Raw genomic sequence first — 23,910 nt, forward strand, 5'->3', positions numbered from 1 at the left:
GTAGTGGCCTGTCAAGGCTAAAATGTTGCAAGAAAATTGTCGGTTGGTGGAGGCTTTGCGTAACCCAACATCCTGATATGCGTTGGGTTGCGCTCCACCCAACCTACGTCTAATGCACTATTTTTTTGCTTGCCACGCCAGTAGATATATTTTTACGAAAGTGAGATGCTCCCAAAAGCGATCGCCTTTGGCGTATTGAAATATATTTTTTCTTCTCTATACACAAATTTAGTTGCTCTGTATCCTTATTCTGTTTCGGTTAGATGCCCAATACCCCAATCTAGATGCATCTTATGGAAGTTCCTCAAATCTCAATATCCATAGGAGACTAAAGAAGGAAGAATAAAAAATATCTCATAGGTCTTGCAGCCACGAAGGCTGTAACTAGTTAAGGAGAATTTATGCGTGCAGTACTGATGGCAGGGGGTTCGGGAACGCGGCTTCGCCCGTTAACTTGCGATTTGCCCAAACCGATGGTGCCGATTCTCAATCGACCAATTGCCGAACATATTATCAATCTCCTCAAAAGACATCAAATTACGGAAGTGATTGCGACATTGCATTATTTACCTGATGTCTTGCGAGACTATTTTCAAGATGGCAGCGATTTTGGCGTCCAAATGACTTATGCGGTTGAAGAAGATCAGCCTTTGGGTACAGCCGGCTGTGTGAAAAACATTGCCGAACTTCTTGATGAAACTTTTTTAGTCATTAGCGGTGATAGCATCACAGATTTCGACCTCACAGCTGCGATCGCATTTCACAAACAAAAGAAGTCAAAAGCTACTTTGATTTTAACCAGGGTTCCCAACCCGATTGAGTTTGGGGTGGTGATTACCGATGAGGAAGCACGGATTCGGCGATTTTTAGAAAAACCCTCTAGTAGTGAAATTTTTTCCGATACCGTCAATACTGGTACTTACATTCTCGAACCAGAAGTTTTGGAATATTTGCCAGCAAACATTGAATGTGACTTTTCCAAAGACTTATTCCCCTTACTACTAGCAAAAGATGAGCCAATGTATGGTTACATCGCCCAAGGTTACTGGTGTGATGTTGGTCACTTAGATGCTTATCGTGAGGCTCAGTATGACGCGTTAGATCGGAAAGTGCAACTAGATTTCGCCTACAAAGAAGTTTCTCATGAGTTATGGGTAGGTCAAAATACTTACATTGACCAGACGGCTGTGATTGAAACCCCAGCAGTGATTGGTGATAATTGCCGCATTGGGGCAAGAGTCCAAATTGAGGCGGGAACCGTCATTGGGGATAATGTCACTATTGGCGCTGATGCTAATCTCAAACGTCCCATAGTGTGGAATGGAGCATTTATTGGCGATGAAGCACATCTTTCTGCTTGTGTAATTTCCCGTGGCACTCGTGTAGACCGCCGCGCCCATGTATTAGAAGCTGCTGTTGTGGGTTCCCTTTCCACGGTGGGAGAAGAAGCTCAAATTAGCCCTGGTGTGCGTGTTTGGCCTAGTAAAAAGATTGAGTCAGGGGCAGTTTTAAACATTAACTTGATTTGGGGGAACACCGCCCAACGAAATTTATTTGGGCAACGTGGTGTTCAAGGATTAGCTAATATTGACATCACCCCAGAATTCGCTGTGAAGTTGGGATCTGCTTACGGTTCTACCTTGAAACCTGGTTCTAAAGTAACGGTTTCCCGCGACCAGCGTAATGTTTCTCGGATGGTGACGCGATCGCTCATTGCTGGTTTAATGTCAGTAGGTATTGATATTCAAAATCTCGATGCCACAGCTATTCCCATTGCCCGCACAGTTATACCTACAATGTCGGTAGTTGGTGGTATCCATGTGCGAGTACACCCCGATCGCCCTGACTACATTTTGATTGAATTCATGGATGCTAAGGGCATTAATATCTCCAAAGCCCTGGAAAAGAAAATTGAAGGGGCCTACTTTAAGGAAGATATGCGGCGGGCACTAATTCATGAAATTGGCGATGTATCTTATCCTAGCCAAGTCATGGAGCGCTACTGCACTGCTTTTGAGAAACTTCTGCATGTTCATACACTCCGCAACAGTCGCGCAAAAGTGGTGATTGATTATGTTTATGCCGTATCGGGGGCAGTTTTACCCCAAATGTTGGATAAATTTGGCGCTGATGCAGTGGTGTTGAATGCCAGTGTCAATAAAACGGCAATGTCAATCACTGACCGCGAAGGATTGCTAACTCAGTTAGGTCATGTTGTGGAAGCGTTAAAAGCTAACTTTGGCGTGCAAGTATCCGCAAATGGGGAACAACTAATTTTAGTTGATGAATCAGGCTACCCAATTCGTGGAGAAACTTTAACAGCACTGATGGTAGACATGATTCTGACGGCTAACCCCAGAGGAACAGTAGTAGTACCAGTTCATGCTTCCAGTGCCATTGAACAAGTCGCCCGTCGCCATGATGGCAGAGTGATTCGCACCAAAGCCAACCCGACAGCTTTAATGGAGGCTTGTCAGAAAAACCCAAATGTGGTATTGGGAGGTAGTGGAGAGACTGGTTTTATTTTCCCGCAACTGCATCCGGGATTTGATTCCATGTTCTGCATTGCCAAGATCATTGAGATGTTGACTATACAAGAGCGATCGCTTGCGGCGGCGCGATCGGAATTGCCCCGTGTAATTCACAAAACTTATACAGTCCGTTGTCCGTGGACAGCTAAGGGTGCTTTGATGCGTTACTTAGTGGAAACTCACCCAGCCCAAAACCTAGAATTAATCGATGGAGTGAAAATTTGTCAACCTTATGATGACAGTTGGCTATTAGTTTTACCAGATGCCAGCGAACCACTGGTGCATTTGTACGCAAATAGCAACGATCGCGAATGGGTAGATGAGACTGTGAGAAACTACCGCGCCCGTGTCCAGTCGTTTGTGGAAAGACAACAAGAATATCAACCCGCCGAAGTGTAATTTATAATTCGTAATTCGTAATTGAATTCTTTAATTACGAACTACGAATTAGTAATTACGAATTATGCTGAGAGGTGTTCACAATTCTCATCGAGGACATTCTGGTAAACTTCTCTTAGCGTAATTGCAATCAAAATAAATTAGAGCTTCCCTACTAGAAGCAAATCCTCTATTTGTAGTGTATGGGCTACTTGTTGGACTTGCTTCATTTGACCAAATTTTCAAGTAGTAACCACTATTATCATTGCTAGACCATAATTCATAACGGTAATTACCTCCTGAACCCTGACTATTTAAATAGTCAGCTAGTGCTGTATTGGATGTAGATACGAAGCTAAATACAGTCAAAACAGGAATTATAGCTACCTTTAGTATTTGGATTAATTTCATATATCCACAACAAATTTAACTCCTCTAGCTTCCTATACCGAAGTGATTTTTGGAACCAGTAATTATCAGGAATGTTTTGTGAGGATATCGTAAGTAAGCGGACAGAATTAAATATGCGTTACCCAGAACCCTTGTAGAGACGTAGCAGTGCTACGTCTCTACGTTCTTTTTCGGAGATGTCTTTTGTTTATCTACTTAATGTCTAACTTTTGCTGAAACGGCCCAACACAAAAACCTGCTTGACTGTTAGATAAAACCTAAAACCCAATCCCTACTTGTCTAAAGTCAATACAACGACTTAATCCACTCCCATTCTCGTGTCAAACCCTCTCTCAGGGAAACTTGCGGCTGATATCCCAGGAGTTTCTGCGCTTTAGATACATCAGCAGCCGTGTGGCGGGCATCTCCTATCGCCTTTTCTATGTGGTTTCTTTTAATTGGTTTCCCGACAATTTCTTCAATCGTATCCAAAACTTCTGCTAAAACGACTCTGCTACCACCACCGATATTAAAGATTTCTCCCACTGCTTCGGGTGCGGTGGCGGCTGCTAAATTAGCGGCAATGATATCACTAACAAAGGTAAACTCCCGCGTTTGCTGTCCATCGCCGTAAATAGGAATCGCCTCATCTTGCAAAATGGATTTAAAAAACTTATTAAATGCCATATCTGGGCGCTGTTTAGGGCCATAAACTGTGAAATAACGCAATACCACACAAGGTACGCCAAAGTTTTTGTGATATACTTCACATAAAAACTCTGCTGCTAGCTTCGTAATGCCGTAAGGAGAAACTGGTTGAGGACAAATTCTCTCATGGGTAGGTAATGTTTCCGCATCACCATATACACTTGATGAAGAAGCAAACACTAACCTTTTCAGTTGTTTAGCATCCTTAGCTGCTTCTAGCAAAACTTGTGTAGCATTAATATTTCGTTCTGTATAACCTCGAAAAGATTTACCCCAACTTGCTCTAACACCTGCTTGAGCCGCTTGATGGTAAACTACATCAACATCTTTTAGGAGTTGCTGCCAATCTAAAAACTGCATATCTCCTTCAATTAAAGTAAAGCCAGGTGACTGATGTAAGTGTGCAATATTTTTAAACTTTAACATCGGATCGTAGTAATCATTGAATTCATCAATCCCGATCACTTCTTCCCCTTGTTGCAGCAATGTTTCTGTAAGATGAGAGCCAATAAAGCCAGCCGCTCCAGTAATAATAATTTTAGCCATGTTGCTTATTTTTTGATATTTTCATTAATCTGCATATTCACAGGTTAATACTTGTAATCAATGATCGTCATTACCTGAAGATGATTTTTTACTCAATTATTTCAATGCTTAAAAAAATCATCATAAACACTTAAGCTTTATACTTATATTTTCAAATTCTAAGTATATTTATTGAATTATTGCTATTAATAACATTGATTACATCTTTTGCTTAAGTTGACACCAATGGTGGCATTGGTGTCAACTTAACGTGAAAACAAGTCTATAACTCAATATAGTTCAGTTAAGCTTCTCTTCCTTTGCGTCCTTTGCGGTTCGTTAAAAAAAAGGATTTTAGCCTTAACTGAACCGTATTGGTCTATAACTAGCTTTTAGATTGCCTCGTTCCCAGTCTCCGACTGGGAATGCTCGTCGTTGAGGCTCCGCCTCAAGACTCGCGGCAGAGCCGCTTTTGAGTTGCATTTCCAGCCGGAGGCTGGAAACGAGGTTTTAAAGGAGTTTTAGCTTAAGTTGACACCAATGCCAATGCCCCGCGCCTCTACCTCCTCTACCTTTAGTTAACTATTTTGGCTGGAGGCTTAATGGGAATCTCAATCCAGAACTCTGTACCTTTGCCTGGTTCTGAAATGCACTCCATTATTCCCCCATGTTTTTCGACAATAATCTGATAGCTGATTGACAGTCCCAAACCTGTACCCTTACCTACGGGTTTGGTAGTGTAAAACGGGTCAAAAATTCGCTTTTTCACCTCTTCAGTCATTCCAGGCCCATTGTCACTAATACGAATCAACAGACGAGAGTTGTCTGCTGAAGCTTTAGTAGAAATCTGAATAGTTGGAATTGGGCATGAGTCATTCTCCTTATCTCCCTCATCCCTATTCCCTAGTTCCCACTTTCGACTCGCCACTCCCAAAGCATCTATAGCATTGCTGAAAATATTCATGAATACCTGATTCATTTGACCGGCATAGCATTCTACCCGTGGAATGTTGCCATAGTCTTTGATTATCTCAATGCGTGGAGATCCAGCGTTTCCTTTTAGCCGATGTTGCAAAATTAATAAGGTGTTGTCAATACCTTCATGAATATCTACGCGCTTGTTTTCAGCCTCATCTAAGCGAGAAAAATTGCGTAACGACAACACTATTGAACGGATGCGATCGCTTCCTACTTGCATTGATGTTAGGATTTTGGGGAGGTCTTCTACCAAAAATTCAAAATCGATCACTTCGATCGCGGCGCTAATTTCACGATGGGGATGGGGATAGTGTAGCTGGTAGAGCCGTAAAATTTCTAGGAGTTGTTCGGTGTAGTCACTGGCATGGCAGAGATTACCATAAATAAAGTTAACGGGGTTATTGATTTCGTGAGCGATACCTGCTACCAACTGTCCTAAGCCAGACATTTTTTCGGTCTGAACCAATCTTGTCTGTGTTTCTTGGAGTTCACGTAGGGTATGCTCTACCTGAATCGCTTGATTTCTGGCTGCAATTTCAGCCTCGTAGGTTTGTTTGTAGAGTTGTGCTTGTTGAATAGCGATCGCAGCTTGATCTGCTAACTGTTGCAATAAATCAATTTCTGCATCTTGCCAATTTCTGGGAGCGCTACACTCATCCGCAATTAGCAAGCCCCATAGTTCCATACCCATATTAATCGGAACTATTAAGTTTGCTTGCACTTGTAGACTCTGCAAAAACTCTCGATGAAAATTACTTAAAGAAGCAGTTGAAACGTTGTTAATTGCCCTTACCCGTCCCTGAGGGTATAAATGGTCACGCTCGTCAGATAAAGATTCCGGTTGTACTATCAATCCCAAAACTGACTGCCAATTGCCATTAATCTCTTCTATAATCACCGCTTTACTCTTCAGTTCTACAATCAGCACTCGGTCTGAATTTAGCAGTGAGCGAACTTCCCTGACGATACTTTGTAGGGTTGTTTGTAAGTCTAATGTACTGCGGATATGCTCTGTAACTTGCTTGATTACTTTGGTAAACAGTAATGATTTTTCCAGTTCAGCAGTTTGCTCTTGCACTCGCTGTTCTAGGTTGGCATTCAGGGCTTGTACCTGTTTATACATTTGCTGTTGCTCAATTGCCATTGAGAAATGCTCGTATAAGGCTTGCGCCAATAAGATGTCTTCTACCTTCCACTCAGGTGCTTGCCCCTTTTTTTGCTCTCGCCAAACATCAAAGGAAACCTGAGGTAATAGTTGTCGCCGATTTTGATCGCATCGTCCCGCCCATAAGATTTCTGTTTCAAATTCAGAGCGAAAAATACTTAATACACCGATAAATTTTTCACGGTAATGTAGAGGAATCACCATGAGTCCGCGAATTTGAGTAGAACGAAACGCTAAAGCCAAAACTCGTAAACGTGGTTCTTTGTATAGGTCAGGGGTTGACCAAATATCACCTTGTTTATAGTCAGTCATCCAGTTTTGCCACATAGGATGCTGTTCGAGAATACTATTATCTAATTCGTAAGGAAGTGTCGGTTGGTCGCCCCAAGTATATAGTTCCCCAGTCTGTTCAATGTAAAGTCTGCCACCGACTCCACCAAAGGCAGCAATAACTTCTTCTAGCGCTCCCTGCAATTGGATTGTCGGCAGTTTATGCAATAGTGTGGTAACTCGATTAATAGTAGCTTCTCGCTCTTGTTTGGCGCGGGCTGTGGTGAGTAGATTACTTTGAGCGATCGCGATCGTTACCTGGTCAGCAACTTGCTGCAATACTTTTAGTTCCCGCGTCAAAATCTCTCGCGGTTCACTGTGGTGAGATACCAACAATCCCCACAATTTCGGCTTTGCTGATTGTTCTTGTGGGTCACAATCTAAAATTGGCACTACCAACGAAGACTGTACGCCCATTGCCTTTAAGTATTGAATATGACATGGGTCTACCTGCCGATAGTAGATATTAGTTTGTAGACGTTTACCAGTTTCTTTTGACTGTAGAGGCGATAGCCCAATCTTCTCATTTGCCACATTCACAATTGAACGTTGCCCAACTAACAAAAACATTTCTCTAGCGGCTTCTGGAATATCATGAACTGGAAAGCGTAACCCCAATAAAGACGGCAGACGTTGCTCATGAATAGATTCAGCAATGACTTCACCACTACCATCAGCATCAAAGCGATATAACTTTACCCGATCTACACCCAAAAATAAACGCACTTCACTAACAGTAGTCGTTAATATCTCTTGAAGATCGAGCGATCGCCTGATCTGTTTTGTCATCCGGTGCAGTAAACTTTCTTGGTCTAAACTTTGCTGCAACCCGTTTGGTTTATCGGTAAGTGTCATTATTGATATACACCATGACTGAAGTATAATTTTTTATATAATTGTCCCTGATAAAAATTTGCCTCGTTCCCAGGCAGAGCCTGGGAATGTGATCAAGGTGGGCTGCTGCCTACTTGTTTGACGGGAGGCAGAGCCTCCCATAAGAGCATTACAAGGCAGAGCCTTGTAACGAGAGGTAATTTACAGTTGGCTGTCTTTGTCAATGCGTAAGTTCTAGTAAATACTTTTGGAAATGGATCAGAGGATATTTGAAAAGCATCAGATATTTTGCTTGATCCCCGTAGCCCTTCTAAAGTGGATTTAGAGAGATATCAAAACGCTGTATCATTAAAGATTTTTAAGTATCATCTCAAATCTAAAGTTTAATTTAATTTTATATCCTCAAGCATTAAACTATTCCAGTAATTTCACCTAAATTAGTGCCTAAATAACTTAGTGAAATTAAAAATATTTTTGATCATTTTTGCCCATGAATTCAATTAATTAGGATTTTTCAAATCACTTACTAAATTATTGGTAACTTTTTCAAATATTTTTGACTGGGGAATTGCTATATTCCCCGTTTAATTGCTGACTTTATATTGAATGTAACTATTTTGATTAAACTATTCGTAAATTACCGTTAAAGATAGTAAATTACGAATTTCTTCACGCACACTCATGAGAGTTTTACCGAGATAGTTTTGACCGGCTTGATTAGCACCACAGCCCCAAAAAGAATCGGTTGGGGAGTTTTCCACCAAAATCTCATCACCTGTCTTCAAGAGAACTTCTCTAATATCAGTATGAGTAAGAAACTTTTTGAGTACAGCCTCTCGCATAATTTGAGTTTTGACCAAATTCCAGTCTTGACGGAGTTGGCGAGTGCTACATCTTCCCAAAATGGCAGCTTCTTCTGGGGTGGCAGCGGCATGGATGAGGGGTATAATTGCTGCATCTGTGCTGCCGACAAACTTTTGTGCTTGATAGTAATGCTCAACCGTTGGCCAGTAAGTACCCTCGATGTGGATTCCGTGGGGAGAAAAGTTAGAAAAACAGCCATAAGGCTGCCAAACCTTATAAAAGTAAATGGTCATTTGAAAATTGCTCTTTTATATATTAATTTCAGCGTAACTGAAAGTTTAGAGTTCAAAACCGTTCCTTTGGATGAAGGGTTTTAACATTAGGTTAAGGGAATTATTTTACACAACTTTACACAATTCCTGGAACCAGCTAACTTCTGATATTTTGTTTCTTGTATAAAAATAACCACCTACTGTACTATTTTTTTGGGTCAAGTAGCAAATTATATTTTGGACGGGTGAGATGAGAATCTTGCTAATCGAAGATGAAGAGGTTTTAGCAAGTGTCTTGTTGAAGTCGCTTACTAAACAACATTATGTTGTTGATGTAGTACAAGACGGACAAATGGGTTGGGAATACACGCAAAGTACTAACTACGACTTGCTCCTAATAGATGTCGGACTTCCAAAACTGGAAGTAGGCGCACTACGCAGCCTTGAATGAAAATGACTGGGGACTGGGGACTGGGGACTGGGGACTAGTATTTTTACTCATTACTCATTACTCATTACTCAGTCCTCCTGCCTCCTCATACAAATAGTTGCGTAAACTCATATATCAAATCCACCCTACCCTTACGTAACATGGCTGGATCTAATCTTTCAGTAGTGTTGCAAGTCATCAAGATAACTAACCGTTGCTGCATTTGAATACCAGAGTCATCAATTACACTTTGATACAAAGTGCCGTCTAGCAAGCTGAGAATGTGTTCGGTTTTATTATTGTATTGGGCTACTTCCGAAGCACGATTTTGCGCTAGATTATCAGCTTCGTTAATTACTATACAAATACGCTCTATGTAAGTCGGTGGGACAAAGTTAGCGATCGCATCATGATCTAAAATAAAAATTACATAGCCCAAAGGTACAAGAATTTCTTTTGCTACTGCCTGTGTCCAGACTGTTTTACCAGTACCCGGCTCCCCATGCACAACAACCGCTAACTGGTTTTGGTTCAGAATCGCTTGCTGTACAGAATCAGTAAAGTTTTGGATATCTGCGGGAAATGTCCGAATCGCAAATTGACTATGAACTTTGCCTACACGACTTTGATATCCACTCAGCATCACTGCTAAGTCGTAAGTAGCTTTGTTTATGAGCGGCGCGAGATTTCTCGCCATTAAAGTATATTGTCGTCGCCCGCGATCGTAGGGATCAATTTGCAACCAAATATCATATTTAGACCAGTAAGCATAAACAGTATTGATAACGTCTAAGCGTTCCCAGCTAACAAATTTATCTATAGGTAAATAAAATTCTCTTTCTGAATAATACTGAGTAATAATGTCGGGATTACCCAACACACCTAAAACTCGCAGTACAGTAATTTCTTGCAGTCGGTTAAGAACATAATCAATAGGAATACTACTACGATTTACAAATTGAACAATGGGTGTTTCGGTACTCAAAACATCTTTGTAGCGATGATCTGGTGATTCGGGATCTGGTGTGATGTAATTCCAAAACTTTTCAACTTCGTAGCGGGTATTATCAGATACAATACTTAATAAATTAGCCCACCAAGCATAATTATTTCTTCCTAAAATATCAGCGACATTACTCGCTAAATTTAAACTTTTTTGACTTAATTCGCGCGAGTCACTGTGCAATAGTTGCCACAAAAACCCCCAGTCTAATTCTCGGTTAAATGGTCGCCAACCACAAGCCAGCAAGCTTTGCCTGGTATTATTTGTAGGAGTGCCTTCATTGCTTCTAAAATAATCAAAATCCATATTTATTAGTTATGCAGCGTTAATCGAGTTATTTTGTGTTAAGTAGGATATTTGGAAAAATTTTTATCAAGCAGAATTTCAGTAGTCAGGATGGGCTAAACCTTAGCTATCCGCTAACAAAATGGATTTTGTGTGGCTGACGGATAGCAAGTATTTTCGAGTCATGTCTTGATTCTGAATTCTGACTTCTGAATTCTTCTTGAATGCGATCTCAACTAATTACGTACAAATGGCAATTTTATTTCTACCGTGCTGTACTGGCTAGGAAGTCTTTTTAATTTAACTCATTCTCCATGTATTATACTACAATACATGATTACTACCTGTGTCAACTTTTTTGACAGAGCAATTGGTGAGTGGGAGTTTACTTTTAACTATTGATGTACCGACACCACTTATCCATCTCTACATCAGGACTAGTAAGCTAATGTACTTTTAATTTGCATAACTAGTGGTCTGTCCCATTAATTTTGTTGGGCTGCTAGATCCCCGACTTCGCAGAAGTCGGGGATCTGAACACCACTAGCCTCTCCAAACTTTTGGGACAGACCACTAGGGCGGGCAAGATGCCCACCCCACAAGAGTTTTAATTCCAGGTAATATGTAAGTTAAATGTCCAACCTTATCGATTTCCGTATAATTGCTCATAAGGTAAAGCACCTAAGCCGATGTTTGGCTGATGCCAAAGTTCCTTTTCCTGCTGGCTGGGTTTGTAGTAAAAGCTTTAACTCTTAAAATAGAAATGAAGAAAGCCTTTACCAAAAAAGCAAAAGTAAAAAGTAAAAAGGCAAAAGAAAGAAAGAAAGAAAGAAAGAAAAATAAAAATGGTCAAAAGCCCCTAAATTTATTTATGGGGATTATCTTTTACTTTTTACTTCTTATTCCTTACCGACTTAATCAAGTCGAGTATTTGCCATTAATTTCTATGTAGCCTTCTGAAAGATCGCAACCCCATACAGTCGCAGAAGCTTCGCCAATATTGAGGCTAACATGAATATCTACTTGATCTTTTGACATAATTTGCCGCAACTGTTCCAGATTTTCATTAGTTAAGCTATTAGGATAAACTTTCACATTATCAAAACTGATAACAACTAGTTCTGGATTTATGTGCTGTTCGTCTTCACATTTGCCTATAGCCATAGCAACTCTTCCCCAATTCGGATCTGCTCCATAGACGGCGGTTTTTACTAATGGTGAATTCACAATTGCTTTAGCTACTTTTTTAGCTTGTGCATAGTTAATCGCTGAATCGACAGTTACCTCAATAATTTTGGTAGCACCTTCTGCATCTCGTGCAATTTTCAGTACTAGTTCTTGTGCAACTTCTTGCAATGCAATGGCAAAATCTGATTCTGAAACTTCACCAGCTAAACCGTTAGCTAGAATCACGGCAGAGTCACTAGTAGAAGTGTCAGTGTCTACACTCAGACAGTTAAAGGTTTTATCTATAGTAGAGCGAAAAATAGAGCGAAGGCTATTGGCAGAAATTGCCGCATCAGTAAAAAAGAAAGTTAGGAGGGTAGCCATATTCGGCTCAATCATGCCGACACCTTTGGCAATTCCTACCAGCTTGGCGTTTCCTATTTGCCGTGTAACTATTTTTGGTACTGTATCGGTGGTCATAATACCACGGGCTGCGGCATGAAAATCAGCATCAGTTAATTTTTTTCCCAATCCTAATAAACCTGTTCTGATTTTTTCAATTGGGTAACGTCTACCAATTACACCTGTAGAAGCGATCGCAATATTCTGTGCAGCAATTCCAGTTTCAGTTGCAACTAATTGTAGAACTTCTTGAGCATCAGCAATGCCAACAGCACCATTAGCGACATTTGCATTCTTAGATATAACGACAATTGCTTGTGCTTGTGAATCTTTTAAGTTATCGCGGCTAAGAGTAACACTTGGGCCAGCAAAAAGACTTTGAGTGAAAACTCCATCAGCAACACAAGGAACTGATGATTTAATAAATACAAAATCATCTGTTGTATCTCGGATTCCTAAATTAGTAATAAATGCACTAAAACCTTGAGGTGTGGAAGATATATTTGATGACATTTTTCTGGATTTAATAATTTGCTTTAATTATCTCATATCCCCATACTCACCCAACAATTTTGGATTGTTTGAGTACTAAACCTCATCTATGTTGAAACCTAGAGTTTTTTAAAAGATTTATGTAGGTTGGGTGGAGTGAAACGCAACCCAACATTACCACCAAATTTTATGTTGGGTTACGCTATCGCTGCACCCAACCTACAAAACTACGGTTCTCAAGGTAGACGAGGTTTATAAATCAGTTAAGGTGAGGGTAAATATTGTCCATCCATTGCCACTTTCTACTTGAATATTTCCTTGCAATTGTTCGATTAATTTCTGTACTATAGGTAAACCTAACCCCGAACCACCTTGATTCCAGATATCTGCATTGGGGACGCGATAAAATTTCTCAAAGATTCGTGGTAACTCCGTTTTCGATATTTCTGCTGAATTACTAATAGTAATAATAGTTTTTGCGGGCGCTTCTGAGGAGTTGTGACTTACATTTAGGATAATTTCACCACCCGCAGGTGTGTATTTACAGGCATTATTGATCAACTCTACTAAGATTCGTTCCAAGCTAATACCATCTGAAAATAGCGGTGGGAGATTTGCAGGGAGATTTAACTGTAGAGTTTGCTGATGTTCTTGAACACGGATTTGAAATGGCTCAATCACCCAATTTAACCACTGTTGTAGGAGTAAGGCATCAGGTGTAATAACTGGATAGGATGAGCTTTCTAACTGTTGTAAGTCTAGTAGATCGTCAATTAATTCTAGCTCGCGATCGCACTCGCTTTCCATCAGTTCGAGATAACGTTGAGTTTCTTCAGTACTGCTAGATACTTGTATCATTTGAATCATCAACTTGATGTTACTCAGAGGCGATCGCAATTCGTGGGTAACTAAATTCAAAAAGTCATTTTTGAGTTGATTTATCTCTTCCCATTGCACGACAAGTTGCTCTTGCTCAATTTGCTTTTGATTTGCCTCAATCGCTTGTTTACGCTCAGTAATATCTCGAAAGACTAACACCGCACCTGTAATATTATCTTTGTCATCTCTAATTGGTGCAGCACTGTCATCAATTGGTATTTCTACACCGTCTTTAGTAATCAAGATAGTTTCTGCGGGAATACTGACGATAATACCATCTTGTAGAACTTTGATAATCGGACTTTCAATTGGGTTATGAGTTTCTCCATTTGCTATATTAAATATTTCTGATGAATTTCTACCAAGAGCTTCTTCTTGTTTCCATCCAGTCAGATTTTCAGCAACCGGATTCATAAAAGTTATCAATTCTTGCAGATCGCTAGCAATCACACCATCGCTGATACTTTTTAAAAGTGCATCTAGCCATTTTTGATTAACTTTTAATTGTCTTTCTAGACTATGTTTAATCAGAGTTATTTCAATATTTGTTTGTAGTTCTTTTTCTTTGAAACTGTCATCCGCAGTACTTTACCATCTTCATCCCACAGTGCTTGGCCCCGATCTAAAATCCATTTATAAGTGTTGTCTTTACATCTGACTCGATACTCGGCAACATAAAATGACTTTTTCTGAGCAAAATGATCTTGAACTGCTTGTGTCACCCATTCAACATCATTTGGATGCACTCGTGTTACCCATTCATCTAAATGGTTAGAAATATCTTGGTCTTCGTAACCAAGCATTTCTTTCCAACGAAGAGAGAAAAAAACTTCATTGGTTTTAACATTCCAGTCCCAAATTCCATCATTATTGCCGCGTAAAGCTAATTGCCAGCGTTGTTCACTTTCCCTCAACACCTCTTCAGTGCGTATACGTTCAGCAATTTCTTTTGCTAGTTGGCAGTTTGCAGCCTCTAATTGGGCAGGACTCGGTAGAGCTAGTACCTGTGGTATTAATGGCACAATTTCTATAGCTGTCAATACGGAGACAAAAGCGGTGATAGCTTTGAGTAACCCTGATAGCCAATAAGTAGGATACCAAAGCGTCCATACATCCATTAAATGGGTTGTGCCACAAGCAACGATGAATATGCCAAACATTAGGAATATCCACCCAAAAGGCATATCTCGCCGTTTACGGACAAAATAGACCAACATTAATGGAATTGAATAATAAGCAAGTCCAGTTAACACATCCGAAACCAGATGTAGCCATACTAATTCTGGTTTCCAGAGGTAGCAATGACCGTGGGGAATAAACTGGCTAGTAGAGAAAAAATTACTTAAAAATTCCATCATAAAAACCTATACATTGCATAAGTCTTCACCAAAGCCTGAAGTGCGAAGCAAGAGGTTTTTAGCCTAAGGGACTGACAAGAAATAAATTAGACCTCTTGTGGGTTGTGCATCCTGTCATTGGTATGAAAGGGAATTGGGAATAGGGAATAGGGAATGCATTCCCAATCGGAGACTGGGAACGAGATAATGGCTAAAAGCTGTCCGTCTGAGTTTTCCCGTAGTAGCCATAGGCTAGGTTCGAGTAGCGGCTAGGGCTTCTACATCCTTTACCTGTCATAGGTTATGAGTTTTTTAACCTGATAATATAAGATTTATTGAACTTAAAGTACCGCGATCGCTTTGGTTATTGTTACCGTATATTTTCTGAAATGAGCCATCAACATATATAAAAGTCTTCAAAAATCACAGTAATATTTCGCTTATATGACGTAATTATCATTTAGCTTAATGCGTGTATTTACGCATCACTTTTTGAGTTTTACTTTGTGGAGTAATTCATCTTTAATCCGGTTGAGAATTGAAGTCTCATCCAGGTTTGCCAAAATCCGATTAATCACTGCTTTCGGCCCATCAGGCCCCCAAGTCGCGCCATTGGCCAAATAAACTTTGGTAACTTGTCCAATACCGTAAGAAGAAACACCAGCTACTCCCCCTTGGGTGAGTGCCACTGATATATAAGGGCCTAAGGCAATGCCACCTGTAGCTGTTGCAGAGATCCCAAGTAAAGTTTTTAATCCACTTAAGCCCAAGTTTGCTAACAATTCACTCGCACCGATACCGCCCATACTCAGGGCGATTTTTTGTAGCAATTGTACAGCCCCAGTCTCAGTCATGGAAAAGCCATAGAGTTTAGATAAACCCAAAATCAGAGCAATATCAATGACTACACTACTCAGAATATCTACCACAGTTACGGGATTAAGTGCGATCGCTAATGCCTTAGTCATCACAGCTTTCCAAATCAGCTGATTGGCATTCTGTTCCCGAATCATCACTTTTCGCTCTACCAATTGCTCATTTACAATATCGGCATAAAGCATAGTATTGAGAGCAACCAAGGCTTTACCCTCACGGTGTAGAATCTCCAAGATTTTCAGCTTCAGTTCTTCAACTTGGGCATTCCCTGTACGTAACTGTATACCCCTAGTGCCATCAGGGCGACGAATCGCCGTCTTCACCAATGGCGATGCCGCAGCCATGATAATTTCTAGAGGTGTAAGTAATTCCCGCACCCTTTCATCCCGGATTTTGTGATAAATTGCCATGCGGTCTGCTTCTGGATACTGGTCTACTTTGTTAAACACCAGAATGATTGGTTTACCTGCTTCCCGCAACTGAGAAAGGGCCATGTATTCTAGCTTTGTCATATCGCCAGATATCACAAACAGAATCAAATCTGCTTGTTTGGCAATCTGTTCAGCTAAGGCGGCACGGGTTGCACCATCTACTTCGTCTAACCCAGGAGTATCAATTAATTCCACCTGCGATTGACCTACACCAGGGAGAGTAACCCGCAAAGCACGTTCAGTTTCTCCAATTGCTTCCTCGCTAATACTCCAATTAACTCTTTGTGCAGCACGGGTGACACCGTGCAGCGGCCCAGTTTCAAATACTGTTTGTCCAACCAAAGCATTGAGTAGCGAAGACTTACCACGTCCCACCATGCCAAAAGCCGCAATCTGTACCACCATGTGGTCTAACTTCCCTAGCATGGTTTCCAACTCAGCAATTTCCGTCTCTAACCCGGTTTTTTCATGGGGGGTGAGGTCGAGATTGGCTACCAAATTTCGCAGCGCCGTTTGTGCTTGTTTATAGTTCAGTTCTGTTTGAATATCTTCAAAACTGAAAATAGCACTATCCAGTTCTTCCTCCCAACTGAGAGAATTTGGGTCAGTGTTAGCGGAATCGCTTTGATGAGGTTCAGGCATAGGTAAGGTAGAAGTCATATTAATTTTAGATTTTAGATTTTAGATTTTAGATTTTAGATTTTAGATTTTAGATTTTAGATTTTAGATACACCCCCTCTACCATCCTAGTTATTTTTAGCAAGGGTTTGGCGAGATAAGAGGGAGCAGAGGTAGCAGAGGAAGAATAATTTTTACCCCAATGCCCAATGCCCAGTCCCCAATCCCCAATCCCCAGTCCCCAGTCCCCAGTCCCCAATCCCCAACTCGTAGACTAATGACTAACAAAAAGTCATAAACTGAAAAATGCATCTAATATAACGCGTTAGAATCTTGACTAAATTACCTGTGCGGAAAATCGTTATTGCCGGCAACTGGAAAATGTACAAAACTCAGGCAGAGACCCAGGAGTTTTTACAAGGATTTCTGCCCCACTTAGAGGAAACCCCCGAAGGGCGGGAAGTGATATTGTGCCCTCCGTTCACTGATTTAAGCGTTTTGTCCAAAACTTTGCACGGTAGCCTCATCCAATTGGGGGCACAAAATATTCATTGGGAAGAATTTGGAGCCTATACGGGTGAGATTTCTGGCCCAATGCTGACAGAAAGTGGTGTGCGCTTTGTGATTGTCGGTCATAGCGAACGACGGCAATACTTTGGTGAAACGGATGCCACTGTTAACTTGCGCCTCCGAACTGCTCAAAGGTTTGGTTTGACTCCAATTCTCTGTGTTGGCGAAACTAAACAACAACGAGATGCAGGAGAAACTGAATCACTGATTGCTCTCCAACTGGACAAAGCCTTGGTAGATATCGATCAGAATAATTTAGTGATTGCCTACGAACCAATTTGGGCGATTGGTACGGGTGATACTTGTGAAGTAACGGAGGCAAATCGGATAATTGGCTTAATTCGTAGCCAGTTGAGTAATCCAAATGTATCAATTCAATATGGCGGTTCAGTTAAACCGAATAATATTGATGAGATTATGGCTCAACCAGAAATTGATGGTGTCCTTGTGGGTGGAGCAAGTCTAGAACCTGAGAGTTTCGCTCGGATTGTGAATTTTCACTTAGTGTAATGTGCCTTCTTTTCGTTCCCATGCAGAGCATGGGAATGCCTAATGTAGATTTATGCCAAGGAACTTGATAATTCGAGGACGCTGTTTCAAGTGGGGACAGCGAACTTATTTGATGGGTATTTTGAATGTAACGCCTGATAGCTTTAGTGATGGGGGTGAGTTTAACACTACCTCTGCCGCTTTAGTACAGGCGCAAGCACTGGTAGCTGCTGGTGCTGATATAATTGATGTGGGCGGTCAATCAACTCGACCAGGGGCAAAACAAATAACTCTGGCGGAAGAACTTGACCGAGTACTATCGGTGTTAGAGGTGCTAAGACCAGAAATTTCAATCCCGATTTCTGTAGATACGACTCGTGCTGCTGTAGCTAGGGCATCTGTAGAAGCTGGAGCGGATATGATTAATGATATTTCTGGCGGCACTTTTGACTCAGAAATGTTGCCAACAGTTGCAGAGTTAAATGTGCCGATGATTTTAATGCACATCCGGGGAACACCACAGACAATGCAACAACAGACTGATTATCAAGATTTGCTTACAGAGATTTATAGTTTTTTGGCTGGGCAAATTGAGGTAGCAACTACTGTGGGCATTGACCTGGATAAAATTATTATTGATCCTGGTATTGGTTTTGCTAAGAACTTTGAGCAAAATTTAGAAATTTTTCGGGGCTTGCGATCGCTCGCAGCACTCAACTGTCCTATCTTAGTAGGAGCATCTCGTAAAAGTTTCATTGGTCGCATTTTAAATCAACCAGATCCCAAAGCGCGAGTTTGGGGAACGGCAGCAGCTTGTTCTGCTGCTATTTTTAATGGCGCTGATATCCTCCGAGTTCACGATGTTCAAGAAATGCGCGATGTTTCATTAGTAGCCGATGCAATATTCCGACAAGTAGCACAGCCTGACTAATAATTCCTTGATGTTAGAGAGCAAGCAAATTCTAGATTTATTTATGGGGTCAATCTAAAATCCAAAATCCAAAATCCAAAATTGTTTGACTCTTAAGTATTACCGTTTTCGGATTTTTTGCCGTGACCTTCTGTAATTATTGACTCGGCAATCAACTCCTGAAACATTTCAGTCGAATTAGCTGGGTCTACAAAGACAATTTTGGCATTACTACTCTCGCCAAGTTTTTGGCTGGCATCTACGTAATCTTGAGCGACAAGATACCGCAGAATGTCCCTACTTTCTTTGGGATTGGCACTTAGAGCTTGAGAAATGATTTGCACTGAAGCCATAGTTCCTTCAGCTTTCTTAATGGCAGCTTCCTTTTCCCCTTCGGCTTCGGTAATCAGCGCCCGTTTTTTGATTACGGCGGCTTGTTCCTCTTCTCTAGACTTGCGTACACTCTCAGGTAGTGTGATTCTCTGAATATCTAACCGGAGAATCTCAACTCCCCAATCTGTCGTTATATGATTCAACTGGTCTAAGATGGCTGAGTCCATCTCCGCTCTAGAGACGTTGGTCTGCTCTAGGGTATTCTGAGCAATGATTTCGCGGAGCGTGGTTGTGGTTATCTGTGTCAATGCTCCTTGGAGATCCTCAATTGCGTAAAAGCTTTTTTCAATATCTCTAATACGCCAGTATACGATGGCGTCCACTTCTACGTAAATATTATCTTGGGTAATCACATTTTGAGGTTTGATGTCTAAAAACTGCTCTCGTGTAGTATCTTCCATCACAATCTGATCCACCAAGGGAACAATAAAGTTCAGCCCTGGCTTAAGTTTCCGATGATACCGCCCCAGACGTTCCACTAGGGCTTCATTTCCTTGATTAATCAGTTTTGCAGAACCTAATGCATAACCTATAAGGGCTAAAACTATAGCAATAATTGGCTCCATGTATGCTCCTATTCAGCTTTGGGGAGAATTTAGTGTCAAGGATATGGTACTAGCTTGTCATATCTTTGAGTTTAATGTTTTGAATCTTTGATACTCCCGACGCCTAGAAGGCGGGGGATTCTTGGTTAAACTGTTTTGCGGAATGCGATCGCTATTAAAGCACCTTGATAAAACACTGGCAAGGACTACTTGATGTAATCAACATTACTTGTACTGACATCTTCAGACAATCTGAAAACTTATTCAGTATATTCACGTAAATAAATAAATTTCAGGTAAAATTTGGTAGAATTTTCAAAACTCTACTACAATCAGGTTAAAATTGGTTTCAGCTATTAAAAATGTCAAAATATTATGGGCAGACTGTTAATCAAACTTATAGGTATAATCTTACTTTTCACAGGATTATACTTTTTTGGTCAAAACATCATATTTGTTAGCGGTTACTATTCATATTTTTACCGTAGCTTACCTGCTACAGCTTCGGTTTTGGCAATTATGGCAGGTATCTTTGCATTAGTTTTTTTTAGTAGAGAAACTGGTAATTTGGGATGGATTTTTCTAGGCATTGGCATCGTACTAGTTTTCTTAAGTGGTGGAGTTATTTTAAAGCCAACTAGCTTATGGAATTTCATAATTGCTTTTACAGCATTAGCATCTGGATATAAATTACTAAATGAGGGTAGAATCAACTTTTAAAATCTGTAGACATAATCATATCTTCTGATGTTTCTTAGTATCTAAGACTACAATTTTTCCTAGTTTTTACTACAGCCAGAAAAATTTAGCATTATAATTTTCTCATCTTCTCTATTACCTCTGAGAGTGCATTAGTCACTTAGATTAGCTTTTAGTTAAGTGCTGATTTAGGGATTCAGAAGCACACGTAACCCTCCTCAAACGGACGAATAGCCTCTTAATCATGACTTTAGCTAAGGGGGTTTTACTCAGCTTGAGGATAATATTACAATGGAGACTATTGATGATGAGGAAAAGGCAAGAATGACCCAGGTGGTTCTAGGAGAGAACGAAGGAATAGACTCAGCTTTGCGTCGGTTTAAACGTCAGGTTTCCAAAGCTGGGATATTAGCTGATGTGAAATATCATCGGCACTTTGAAACACCGATAGAAAAACGTAAACGTAAGGCGGTGACAGCTAGACGCACAAGACGCTTTAAATAAACCTATAATTCCGGTTCCCCCCTTTTTTAAGGGGGGCTAGGGGGGATCTTTATACATACAACTTGATACTTTTCAAACAACCTCTAAGACTCAGAATTATTAATGGTGCGGCTATTACAAACATTCATTGCCTTTTCTACTCCCTGCTTGAGGCTTAGTTCAAGACATTCAACTACGAACTGAAGTACAAGAGATATTTGCTGATTTTCGGCAGCAGAAAATCGCCCCAGCACATGGGAGATAGCGCCGGAATTATCGTTATTAGCTGCATCTTTAGGTTTACCAATACCGATTCGCAAACGGGGAAAGTTTTGGGTACTAAGATGTGCGATCGTACTTTTCATGCCGTTATGTCCCCCAGCCGAACCAGATAAACGCAGCCGAGTTTTTCCCAAGGGTAAATCCATATCGTCATAAATTATCAGCACTGATTCAGGCGGCAATTTATACCAACTTGTCACCGCTTGTATTGCTTGTCCTGAGCGATTCATATAAGTTAACGGCTTCAGCAAGCGAATCTTACCTCCACCTGGGGCCATACCCTCGCCATACTCACCTTGAAACTTGCGGTTTTCTGCTAAAGAAATGCGCCAAGAACGGGAGAGAGTTTCTAAAGCAGCAAAGCCGATATTATGGCGTGTTTGGTCATACTTAGCTTCTGGATTCCCCAACCCGACAATTAGCTGGGGAATTACCAAAGCTGGTTGCGTAACAACTTCTGTCATTTTGCCTACAGTCAATCAATTTTAGATTTTAGATTTTAGATTTTGGATTGAAACAGAGTGCAAGGGTACAAGGTTTAGTGATTTTAGATTGACGATAGCGCAGCGTCGGAACTAGCGTTTTTTGGATTTGTTAGGTTCACCAAAGACGTTGCTCTAAACTACAAAACAATCTAAAATTCAAAATCCAAAATCCAAAATTCGTATGTTCTCCTAGCTAGATTGAGAAGAACTCGCGGTATCCTGCTCAGATTTAGCAGGGTAGATTTGCTTAGGTTCCAATTCAGCAGTAGTCTTTACAACTTCTTCTAACTGTTCTGCTTCTTTTTGAAACTCGTTTTGAAACTCCTTGGAAGCTTCTTGGAAACTACGAATTGTTTTGCCCACACTCCGACCAATTTCTGGCAGCTTCTTGGGGCCAAAGACTAACAACGCCACTACCATAATTACAGCCATTTCCGGTAGACCGATACCAAATATATTCATTTTTTGTCTCCTGTAAACTATAAAACTACTACAGAAACTCGCATATTATTATGTAGTCTACTCAATAATCGCCTATCATAGAAGGCGATGCCTGCGGCGAGCTACGCTAACGCCCCACGAGCGAGTGATGCTTTATGTCTCTGACAATTAAAGACTTAGAACAATTACAGTCACAAAATCCTGATTTGCGGATGGAGCTTGTAGAGGGGAACATCATCGTTATGGGGCCATCCGATTATGAGTCAGACGAAATTGGTTCTCGTCTGCTGACATTTTTGAATATATGGGTCATGCCTCGCAAATTGGGACGTGTGACTGGTTCTAGCGCTGGTTTTATCTTGCCCAGCATTGAAAATGATGAAACTGGAGGCGACCCAGAAAAAAGGAACCTACGCGCTCCAGATGTTTCCTTTGTTCGAGCCGAACGACTCAAGAAGACTCAGCGTGACTTTGTGCAGTTAGTACCTGACCTGATGGTTGAGGTCAAATCGAAAAGCGATCGCATCAAACCACTCCAAGAAAAGATTAAACTATTTTTAGAACTTGGATCTACAGTGGGTATTCTCATTGACCCTGACAAAGTTTTAGTAACAGTTTATCGCCCTAACCTTGAACCAGTAGTTTTAAAAAATAACGACAAACTGACGATACCAGAATTATTCCCAGGTTGGGAATTAGCGATCGCAGAACTGTGGCCACCTGAGTTTGATTGAATTAACCACTTGAACAGACAATTTCATTTGTAGAGACGGCGATTTATCGCGTCTCTTGCCTTAACCAAGTGCTGAGTGTTTGGATAGCGGGGCGTTGAGCCAGTGCTGAGTAAAAACCCAGTTGTTTCAGGACTTTGAGCAATCAAAACTGTCCTAACCTGTGTGATACCAATTCACGAAAATCCTGATACATATAGATTTATCGTAGCGGTACAGCAATGCTCATTGGTGTCAACTTAACGCGAAACCGCTTGTCCGCCGGGAATTGAAATTCCCGTATATGACTACGGCTATAATTCAATGCGCTTGGGTTAAGGGTTACTGGAAACAATTTTGGGTTTTCAAGACGCGATAAATCGCCGTCTCTACAAGTGTATTGGGCTATGATTATGCGGACATGATATGAATTCTGAATCACAACTGACAAAAAAACCCGGAAGAACCGGGTGTAACTTAACTTGTGATCCAAACTTGATCGCTGTGTATCTTTTAGCGTCCTAAGCTTTGCCAATCTACAACTACATCTTGAATCAAGAATGATTGATTGTAAAGTTGCAGAATAATCAGCAAAAACACGAAAAATAGCAAAATAAAAACAGCCATCACCGGGGTAGTACCCCAACCTGGAGCCACTTTCCCATACTCAGAGTTCAGTGGTTTCAGGATATCTCCCAACCAAGTCCTTTGTGCCATAGTTCACCTAAGATTACTTGCCAAAGCTTTTTTTAATCTTCTGTAATATTCTATAAGAATAGCACTCATAATCAATCTCTCAATTATGGAACCCGCAATAGTTCTTAGCATTTCAATGGCTGCCGTGGTGGTTGTCATCACTGTACTGTCGATTTATACCTCTTTTGGCCCTCCTAGCAAGCAATTGAACGATCCGTTTGATGACCACGAAGATTAAATCATTGGTCATTGGTCATTGGTCATTGGTCAGTGGTCAGTGGTCAGTGGAAAACCACAACTGACCACTTACACAGCTATCGTGGCTTACTCTAGCTTGGGATTTATTGCTGGTAAGCTGTTGGACAAATAACC

Annotated in this window: 21 protein-coding genes; 9 read left to right on the forward strand and 12 right to left on the reverse strand. The window is 40.8% G+C overall.

Annotated features, from left to right (window positions below):
- The first annotated feature begins 401 nt into the window (after nucleotides 1-401).
- Nucleotides 402-2,930, forward strand: a complete 2,529-nt coding sequence (locus V7K76_RS09030; RefSeq protein WP_335029747.1) for a mannose-1-phosphate guanyltransferase — start codon at nucleotides 402-404, stop codon at nucleotides 2,928-2,930.
- A gap of 675 nt (nucleotides 2,931-3,605) precedes the next feature.
- Here V7K76_RS09030 and V7K76_RS09035 read toward each other — a convergent pair.
- The 3 genes from V7K76_RS09035 to V7K76_RS09045 form a co-directional block, all read right to left on the reverse strand.
- Nucleotides 3,606-4,553, reverse strand: a complete 948-nt coding sequence (locus tag V7K76_RS09035; RefSeq protein ID WP_334776332.1) for an NAD-dependent epimerase/dehydratase family protein — start codon at nucleotides 4,551-4,553, stop codon at nucleotides 3,606-3,608.
- A 553-nt stretch (nucleotides 4,554-5,106) separates the two neighbouring features.
- Entirely contained in the window at nucleotides 5,107-7,860 is a 2,754-nt protein-coding gene (locus V7K76_RS09040) for a GAF domain-containing protein (RefSeq protein WP_334776334.1), read from the reverse strand.
- A gap of 605 nt (nucleotides 7,861-8,465) precedes the next feature.
- Nucleotides 8,466-8,936 carry an NADAR family protein gene (locus tag V7K76_RS09045; protein WP_179065750.1) on the reverse strand — a complete coding sequence of 157 codons (471 nt, stop codon included), beginning with the start codon at nucleotides 8,934-8,936 and terminating at the stop codon, nucleotides 8,466-8,468.
- Between the two features lie 229 nt (nucleotides 8,937-9,165).
- Here V7K76_RS09045 and V7K76_RS09050 point away from each other — a divergent pair, with 229 nt between their 5' ends.
- A complete protein-coding gene (locus V7K76_RS09050) occupies nucleotides 9,166-9,366 on the forward strand; it encodes a response regulator (RefSeq protein WP_334776335.1) in 201 nt (66 codons plus the stop codon).
- An 85-nt stretch (nucleotides 9,367-9,451) separates the two neighbouring features.
- Here V7K76_RS09050 and V7K76_RS09055 read toward each other — a convergent pair whose 3' ends face one another.
- Nucleotides 9,452-10,654, reverse strand: a complete 1,203-nt coding sequence (locus tag V7K76_RS09055; protein ID WP_334776336.1) for an AAA family ATPase — start codon at nucleotides 10,652-10,654, stop codon at nucleotides 9,452-9,454.
- Nucleotides 10,655-11,333: 679 nt separating this feature from the next.
- Here V7K76_RS09055 and V7K76_RS09060 point away from each other — a divergent pair.
- Entirely contained in the window at nucleotides 11,334-11,585 is a 252-nt protein-coding gene (locus V7K76_RS09060) for a hypothetical protein (protein ID WP_334776337.1), read from the forward strand.
- Here V7K76_RS09060 and argJ read toward each other — a convergent pair.
- The 4 genes from argJ to V7K76_RS09080 all read right to left on the reverse strand — a co-directional run bounded on the left by argJ (nucleotide 11,552) and on the right by V7K76_RS09080 (nucleotide 16,877).
- Complete coding sequence (argJ, locus tag V7K76_RS09065; protein WP_334776338.1) at nucleotides 11,552-12,715, reverse strand: bifunctional glutamate N-acetyltransferase/amino-acid acetyltransferase ArgJ; 1,164 nt, start codon at nucleotides 12,713-12,715, stop codon at nucleotides 11,552-11,554. The two genes, V7K76_RS09060 and argJ, sit on opposite strands and share 34 nt — an antisense overlap.
- A gap of 231 nt (nucleotides 12,716-12,946) precedes the next feature.
- The gene (locus tag V7K76_RS09070) at nucleotides 12,947-14,116 is read right to left on the reverse strand and encodes a PAS domain-containing sensor histidine kinase (protein WP_442936692.1); all 1,170 of its coding nucleotides are present in this window, start codon (nucleotides 14,114-14,116) and stop codon (nucleotides 12,947-12,949) included.
- Complete coding sequence (locus V7K76_RS09075) at nucleotides 14,107-14,931, reverse strand: PAS domain-containing protein (protein WP_334776340.1); 825 nt, start codon at nucleotides 14,929-14,931, stop codon at nucleotides 14,107-14,109. Before V7K76_RS09075 ends, V7K76_RS09070 begins: the two co-directional genes overlap by 10 nt.
- 464 nt (nucleotides 14,932-15,395) lie before the next feature.
- Complete coding sequence (locus tag V7K76_RS09080; RefSeq protein ID WP_334776341.1) at nucleotides 15,396-16,877, reverse strand: GTP-binding protein; 1,482 nt, start codon at nucleotides 16,875-16,877, stop codon at nucleotides 15,396-15,398.
- 306 nt (nucleotides 16,878-17,183) lie between these two features.
- Here V7K76_RS09080 and tpiA point away from each other — a divergent pair, with 306 nt between their 5' ends.
- Both tpiA and folP read left to right on the forward strand, forming a co-directional pair.
- Nucleotides 17,184-17,915 carry a triose-phosphate isomerase gene (gene tpiA, locus V7K76_RS09085; protein ID WP_334776677.1) on the forward strand — a complete coding sequence of 244 codons (732 nt, stop codon included), beginning with the start codon at nucleotides 17,184-17,186 and terminating at the stop codon, nucleotides 17,913-17,915.
- Between the two features lie 52 nt (nucleotides 17,916-17,967).
- On the forward strand, nucleotides 17,968-18,825 hold the full coding sequence (folP, locus tag V7K76_RS09090; protein WP_334776342.1) for a dihydropteroate synthase: 858 nt from the start codon (nucleotides 17,968-17,970) through the stop codon (nucleotides 18,823-18,825).
- 92 nt (nucleotides 18,826-18,917) lie between these two features.
- On the opposite strand, the gene V7K76_RS09095 is transcribed toward folP, so the two are convergent.
- The gene (locus V7K76_RS09095; protein ID WP_334776343.1) at nucleotides 18,918-19,763 is read right to left on the reverse strand and encodes an SPFH domain-containing protein; all 846 of its coding nucleotides are present in this window, start codon (nucleotides 19,761-19,763) and stop codon (nucleotides 18,918-18,920) included.
- Nucleotides 19,764-20,117: 354 nt separating this feature from the next.
- Here V7K76_RS09095 and V7K76_RS09100 point away from each other — a divergent pair, with 354 nt between their 5' ends.
- A complete protein-coding gene (locus tag V7K76_RS09100) occupies nucleotides 20,118-20,462 on the forward strand; it encodes a hypothetical protein (RefSeq protein WP_334776344.1) in 345 nt (114 codons plus the stop codon).
- 303 nt (nucleotides 20,463-20,765) lie between these two features.
- Nucleotides 20,766-20,945 (forward strand): 30S ribosomal protein S21, encoded by a 180-nt coding sequence (rpsU, locus tag V7K76_RS09105; RefSeq protein WP_322681522.1) that lies wholly within the window; start codon nucleotides 20,766-20,768, stop codon nucleotides 20,943-20,945.
- An 83-nt stretch (nucleotides 20,946-21,028) separates the two neighbouring features.
- On the opposite strand, the gene pth is transcribed toward rpsU, so the two are convergent.
- Together pth and V7K76_RS09115 are read right to left on the reverse strand one after the other, a co-directional pair.
- On the reverse strand, nucleotides 21,029-21,670 hold the full coding sequence (pth, locus tag V7K76_RS09110) for an aminoacyl-tRNA hydrolase (RefSeq protein ID WP_334776345.1): 642 nt from the start codon (nucleotides 21,668-21,670) through the stop codon (nucleotides 21,029-21,031).
- 210 nt (nucleotides 21,671-21,880) lie between these two features.
- Nucleotides 21,881-22,153, reverse strand: a complete 273-nt coding sequence (locus V7K76_RS09115) for a TatA/E family twin arginine-targeting protein translocase (protein WP_334776346.1) — start codon at nucleotides 22,151-22,153, stop codon at nucleotides 21,881-21,883.
- A 134-nt stretch (nucleotides 22,154-22,287) separates the two neighbouring features.
- On the opposite strand from V7K76_RS09115, the gene V7K76_RS09120 reads away from it, so the two are divergent.
- The gene (locus V7K76_RS09120; RefSeq protein ID WP_334776347.1) at nucleotides 22,288-22,866 is read left to right on the forward strand and encodes a Uma2 family endonuclease; all 579 of its coding nucleotides are present in this window, start codon (nucleotides 22,288-22,290) and stop codon (nucleotides 22,864-22,866) included.
- Nucleotides 22,867-23,355: 489 nt separating this feature from the next.
- Here the strand turns inward: V7K76_RS09120 and psbH are convergent, their stop codons facing one another.
- Nucleotides 23,356-23,559, reverse strand: coding sequence for a photosystem II reaction center phosphoprotein PsbH (gene psbH, locus V7K76_RS09125; RefSeq protein WP_334776348.1), 204 nt, complete (start codon nucleotides 23,557-23,559; stop codon nucleotides 23,356-23,358).
- 85 nt (nucleotides 23,560-23,644) lie between these two features.
- On the opposite strand from psbH, the gene psbN reads away from it, so the two are divergent.
- A complete protein-coding gene (gene psbN, locus V7K76_RS09130) occupies nucleotides 23,645-23,776 on the forward strand; it encodes a photosystem II reaction center protein PsbN (RefSeq protein WP_179068265.1) in 132 nt (43 codons plus the stop codon).
- The last annotated feature ends 134 nt before the right edge of the window (nucleotides 23,777-23,910 follow it).

The organism is Nostoc sp. (genome assembly GCF_036917975.1).
In the GTDB taxonomy this organism is placed as follows: Bacteria; Cyanobacteriota; Cyanobacteriia; order Cyanobacteriales; family Nostocaceae; genus Nostoc.

Excerpts from the sequence above, each read along its gene's own strand:
- V7K76_RS09055 (WP_334776336.1), bottom strand. The coding sequence starts at position 10,654 with ATGGATTTTGATTATTTTAGAAGCAATGAAGGCACTCCTACAAATAAT.
- V7K76_RS09075 (WP_334776340.1), bottom strand. The coding sequence starts at position 14,931 with ATGATGGAATTTTTAAGTAATTTTTTCTCTACTAGCCAGTTTATTCCC.
- argJ (WP_334776338.1), bottom strand. The coding sequence starts at position 12,715 with ATGTCATCAAATATATCTTCCACACCTCAAGGTTTTAGTGCATTTATT.
- psbH (WP_334776348.1), bottom strand. The coding sequence starts at position 23,559 with ATGGCACAAAGGACTTGGTTGGGAGATATCCTGAAACCACTGAACTCT.
- V7K76_RS09095 (WP_334776343.1), bottom strand. The coding sequence starts at position 19,763 with ATGGAGCCAATTATTGCTATAGTTTTAGCCCTTATAGGTTATGCATTA.
- pth (WP_334776345.1), bottom strand. The coding sequence starts at position 21,670 with ATGACAGAAGTTGTTACGCAACCAGCTTTGGTAATTCCCCAGCTAATT.
- folP (WP_334776342.1), top strand. The coding sequence starts at position 17,968 with ATGCCAAGGAACTTGATAATTCGAGGACGCTGTTTCAAGTGGGGACAG.
- V7K76_RS09120 (WP_334776347.1), top strand. The coding sequence starts at position 22,288 with ATGTCTCTGACAATTAAAGACTTAGAACAATTACAGTCACAAAATCCT.
- V7K76_RS09115 (WP_334776346.1), bottom strand. The coding sequence starts at position 22,153 with ATGAATATATTTGGTATCGGTCTACCGGAAATGGCTGTAATTATGGTA.
- V7K76_RS09100 (WP_334776344.1), top strand. The coding sequence starts at position 20,118 with ATGGGCAGACTGTTAATCAAACTTATAGGTATAATCTTACTTTTCACA.
- V7K76_RS09040 (WP_334776334.1), bottom strand. The coding sequence starts at position 7,860 with ATGACACTTACCGATAAACCAAACGGGTTGCAGCAAAGTTTAGACCAA.
- V7K76_RS09030 (WP_335029747.1), top strand. The coding sequence starts at position 402 with ATGCGTGCAGTACTGATGGCAGGGGGTTCGGGAACGCGGCTTCGCCCG.
- V7K76_RS09045 (WP_179065750.1), bottom strand. The coding sequence starts at position 8,936 with ATGACCATTTACTTTTATAAGGTTTGGCAGCCTTATGGCTGTTTTTCT.
- V7K76_RS09050 (WP_334776335.1), top strand. The coding sequence starts at position 9,166 with ATGAGAATCTTGCTAATCGAAGATGAAGAGGTTTTAGCAAGTGTCTTG.
- V7K76_RS09035 (WP_334776332.1), bottom strand. The coding sequence starts at position 4,553 with ATGGCTAAAATTATTATTACTGGAGCGGCTGGCTTTATTGGCTCTCAT.
- psbN (WP_179068265.1), top strand. The coding sequence starts at position 23,645 with ATGGAACCCGCAATAGTTCTTAGCATTTCAATGGCTGCCGTGGTGGTT.
- V7K76_RS09060 (WP_334776337.1), top strand. The coding sequence starts at position 11,334 with ATGCCAAAGTTCCTTTTCCTGCTGGCTGGGTTTGTAGTAAAAGCTTTA.
- V7K76_RS09080 (WP_334776341.1), bottom strand. The coding sequence starts at position 16,877 with ATGACTTCTACCTTACCTATGCCTGAACCTCATCAAAGCGATTCCGCT.
- rpsU (WP_322681522.1), top strand. The coding sequence starts at position 20,766 with ATGACCCAGGTGGTTCTAGGAGAGAACGAAGGAATAGACTCAGCTTTG.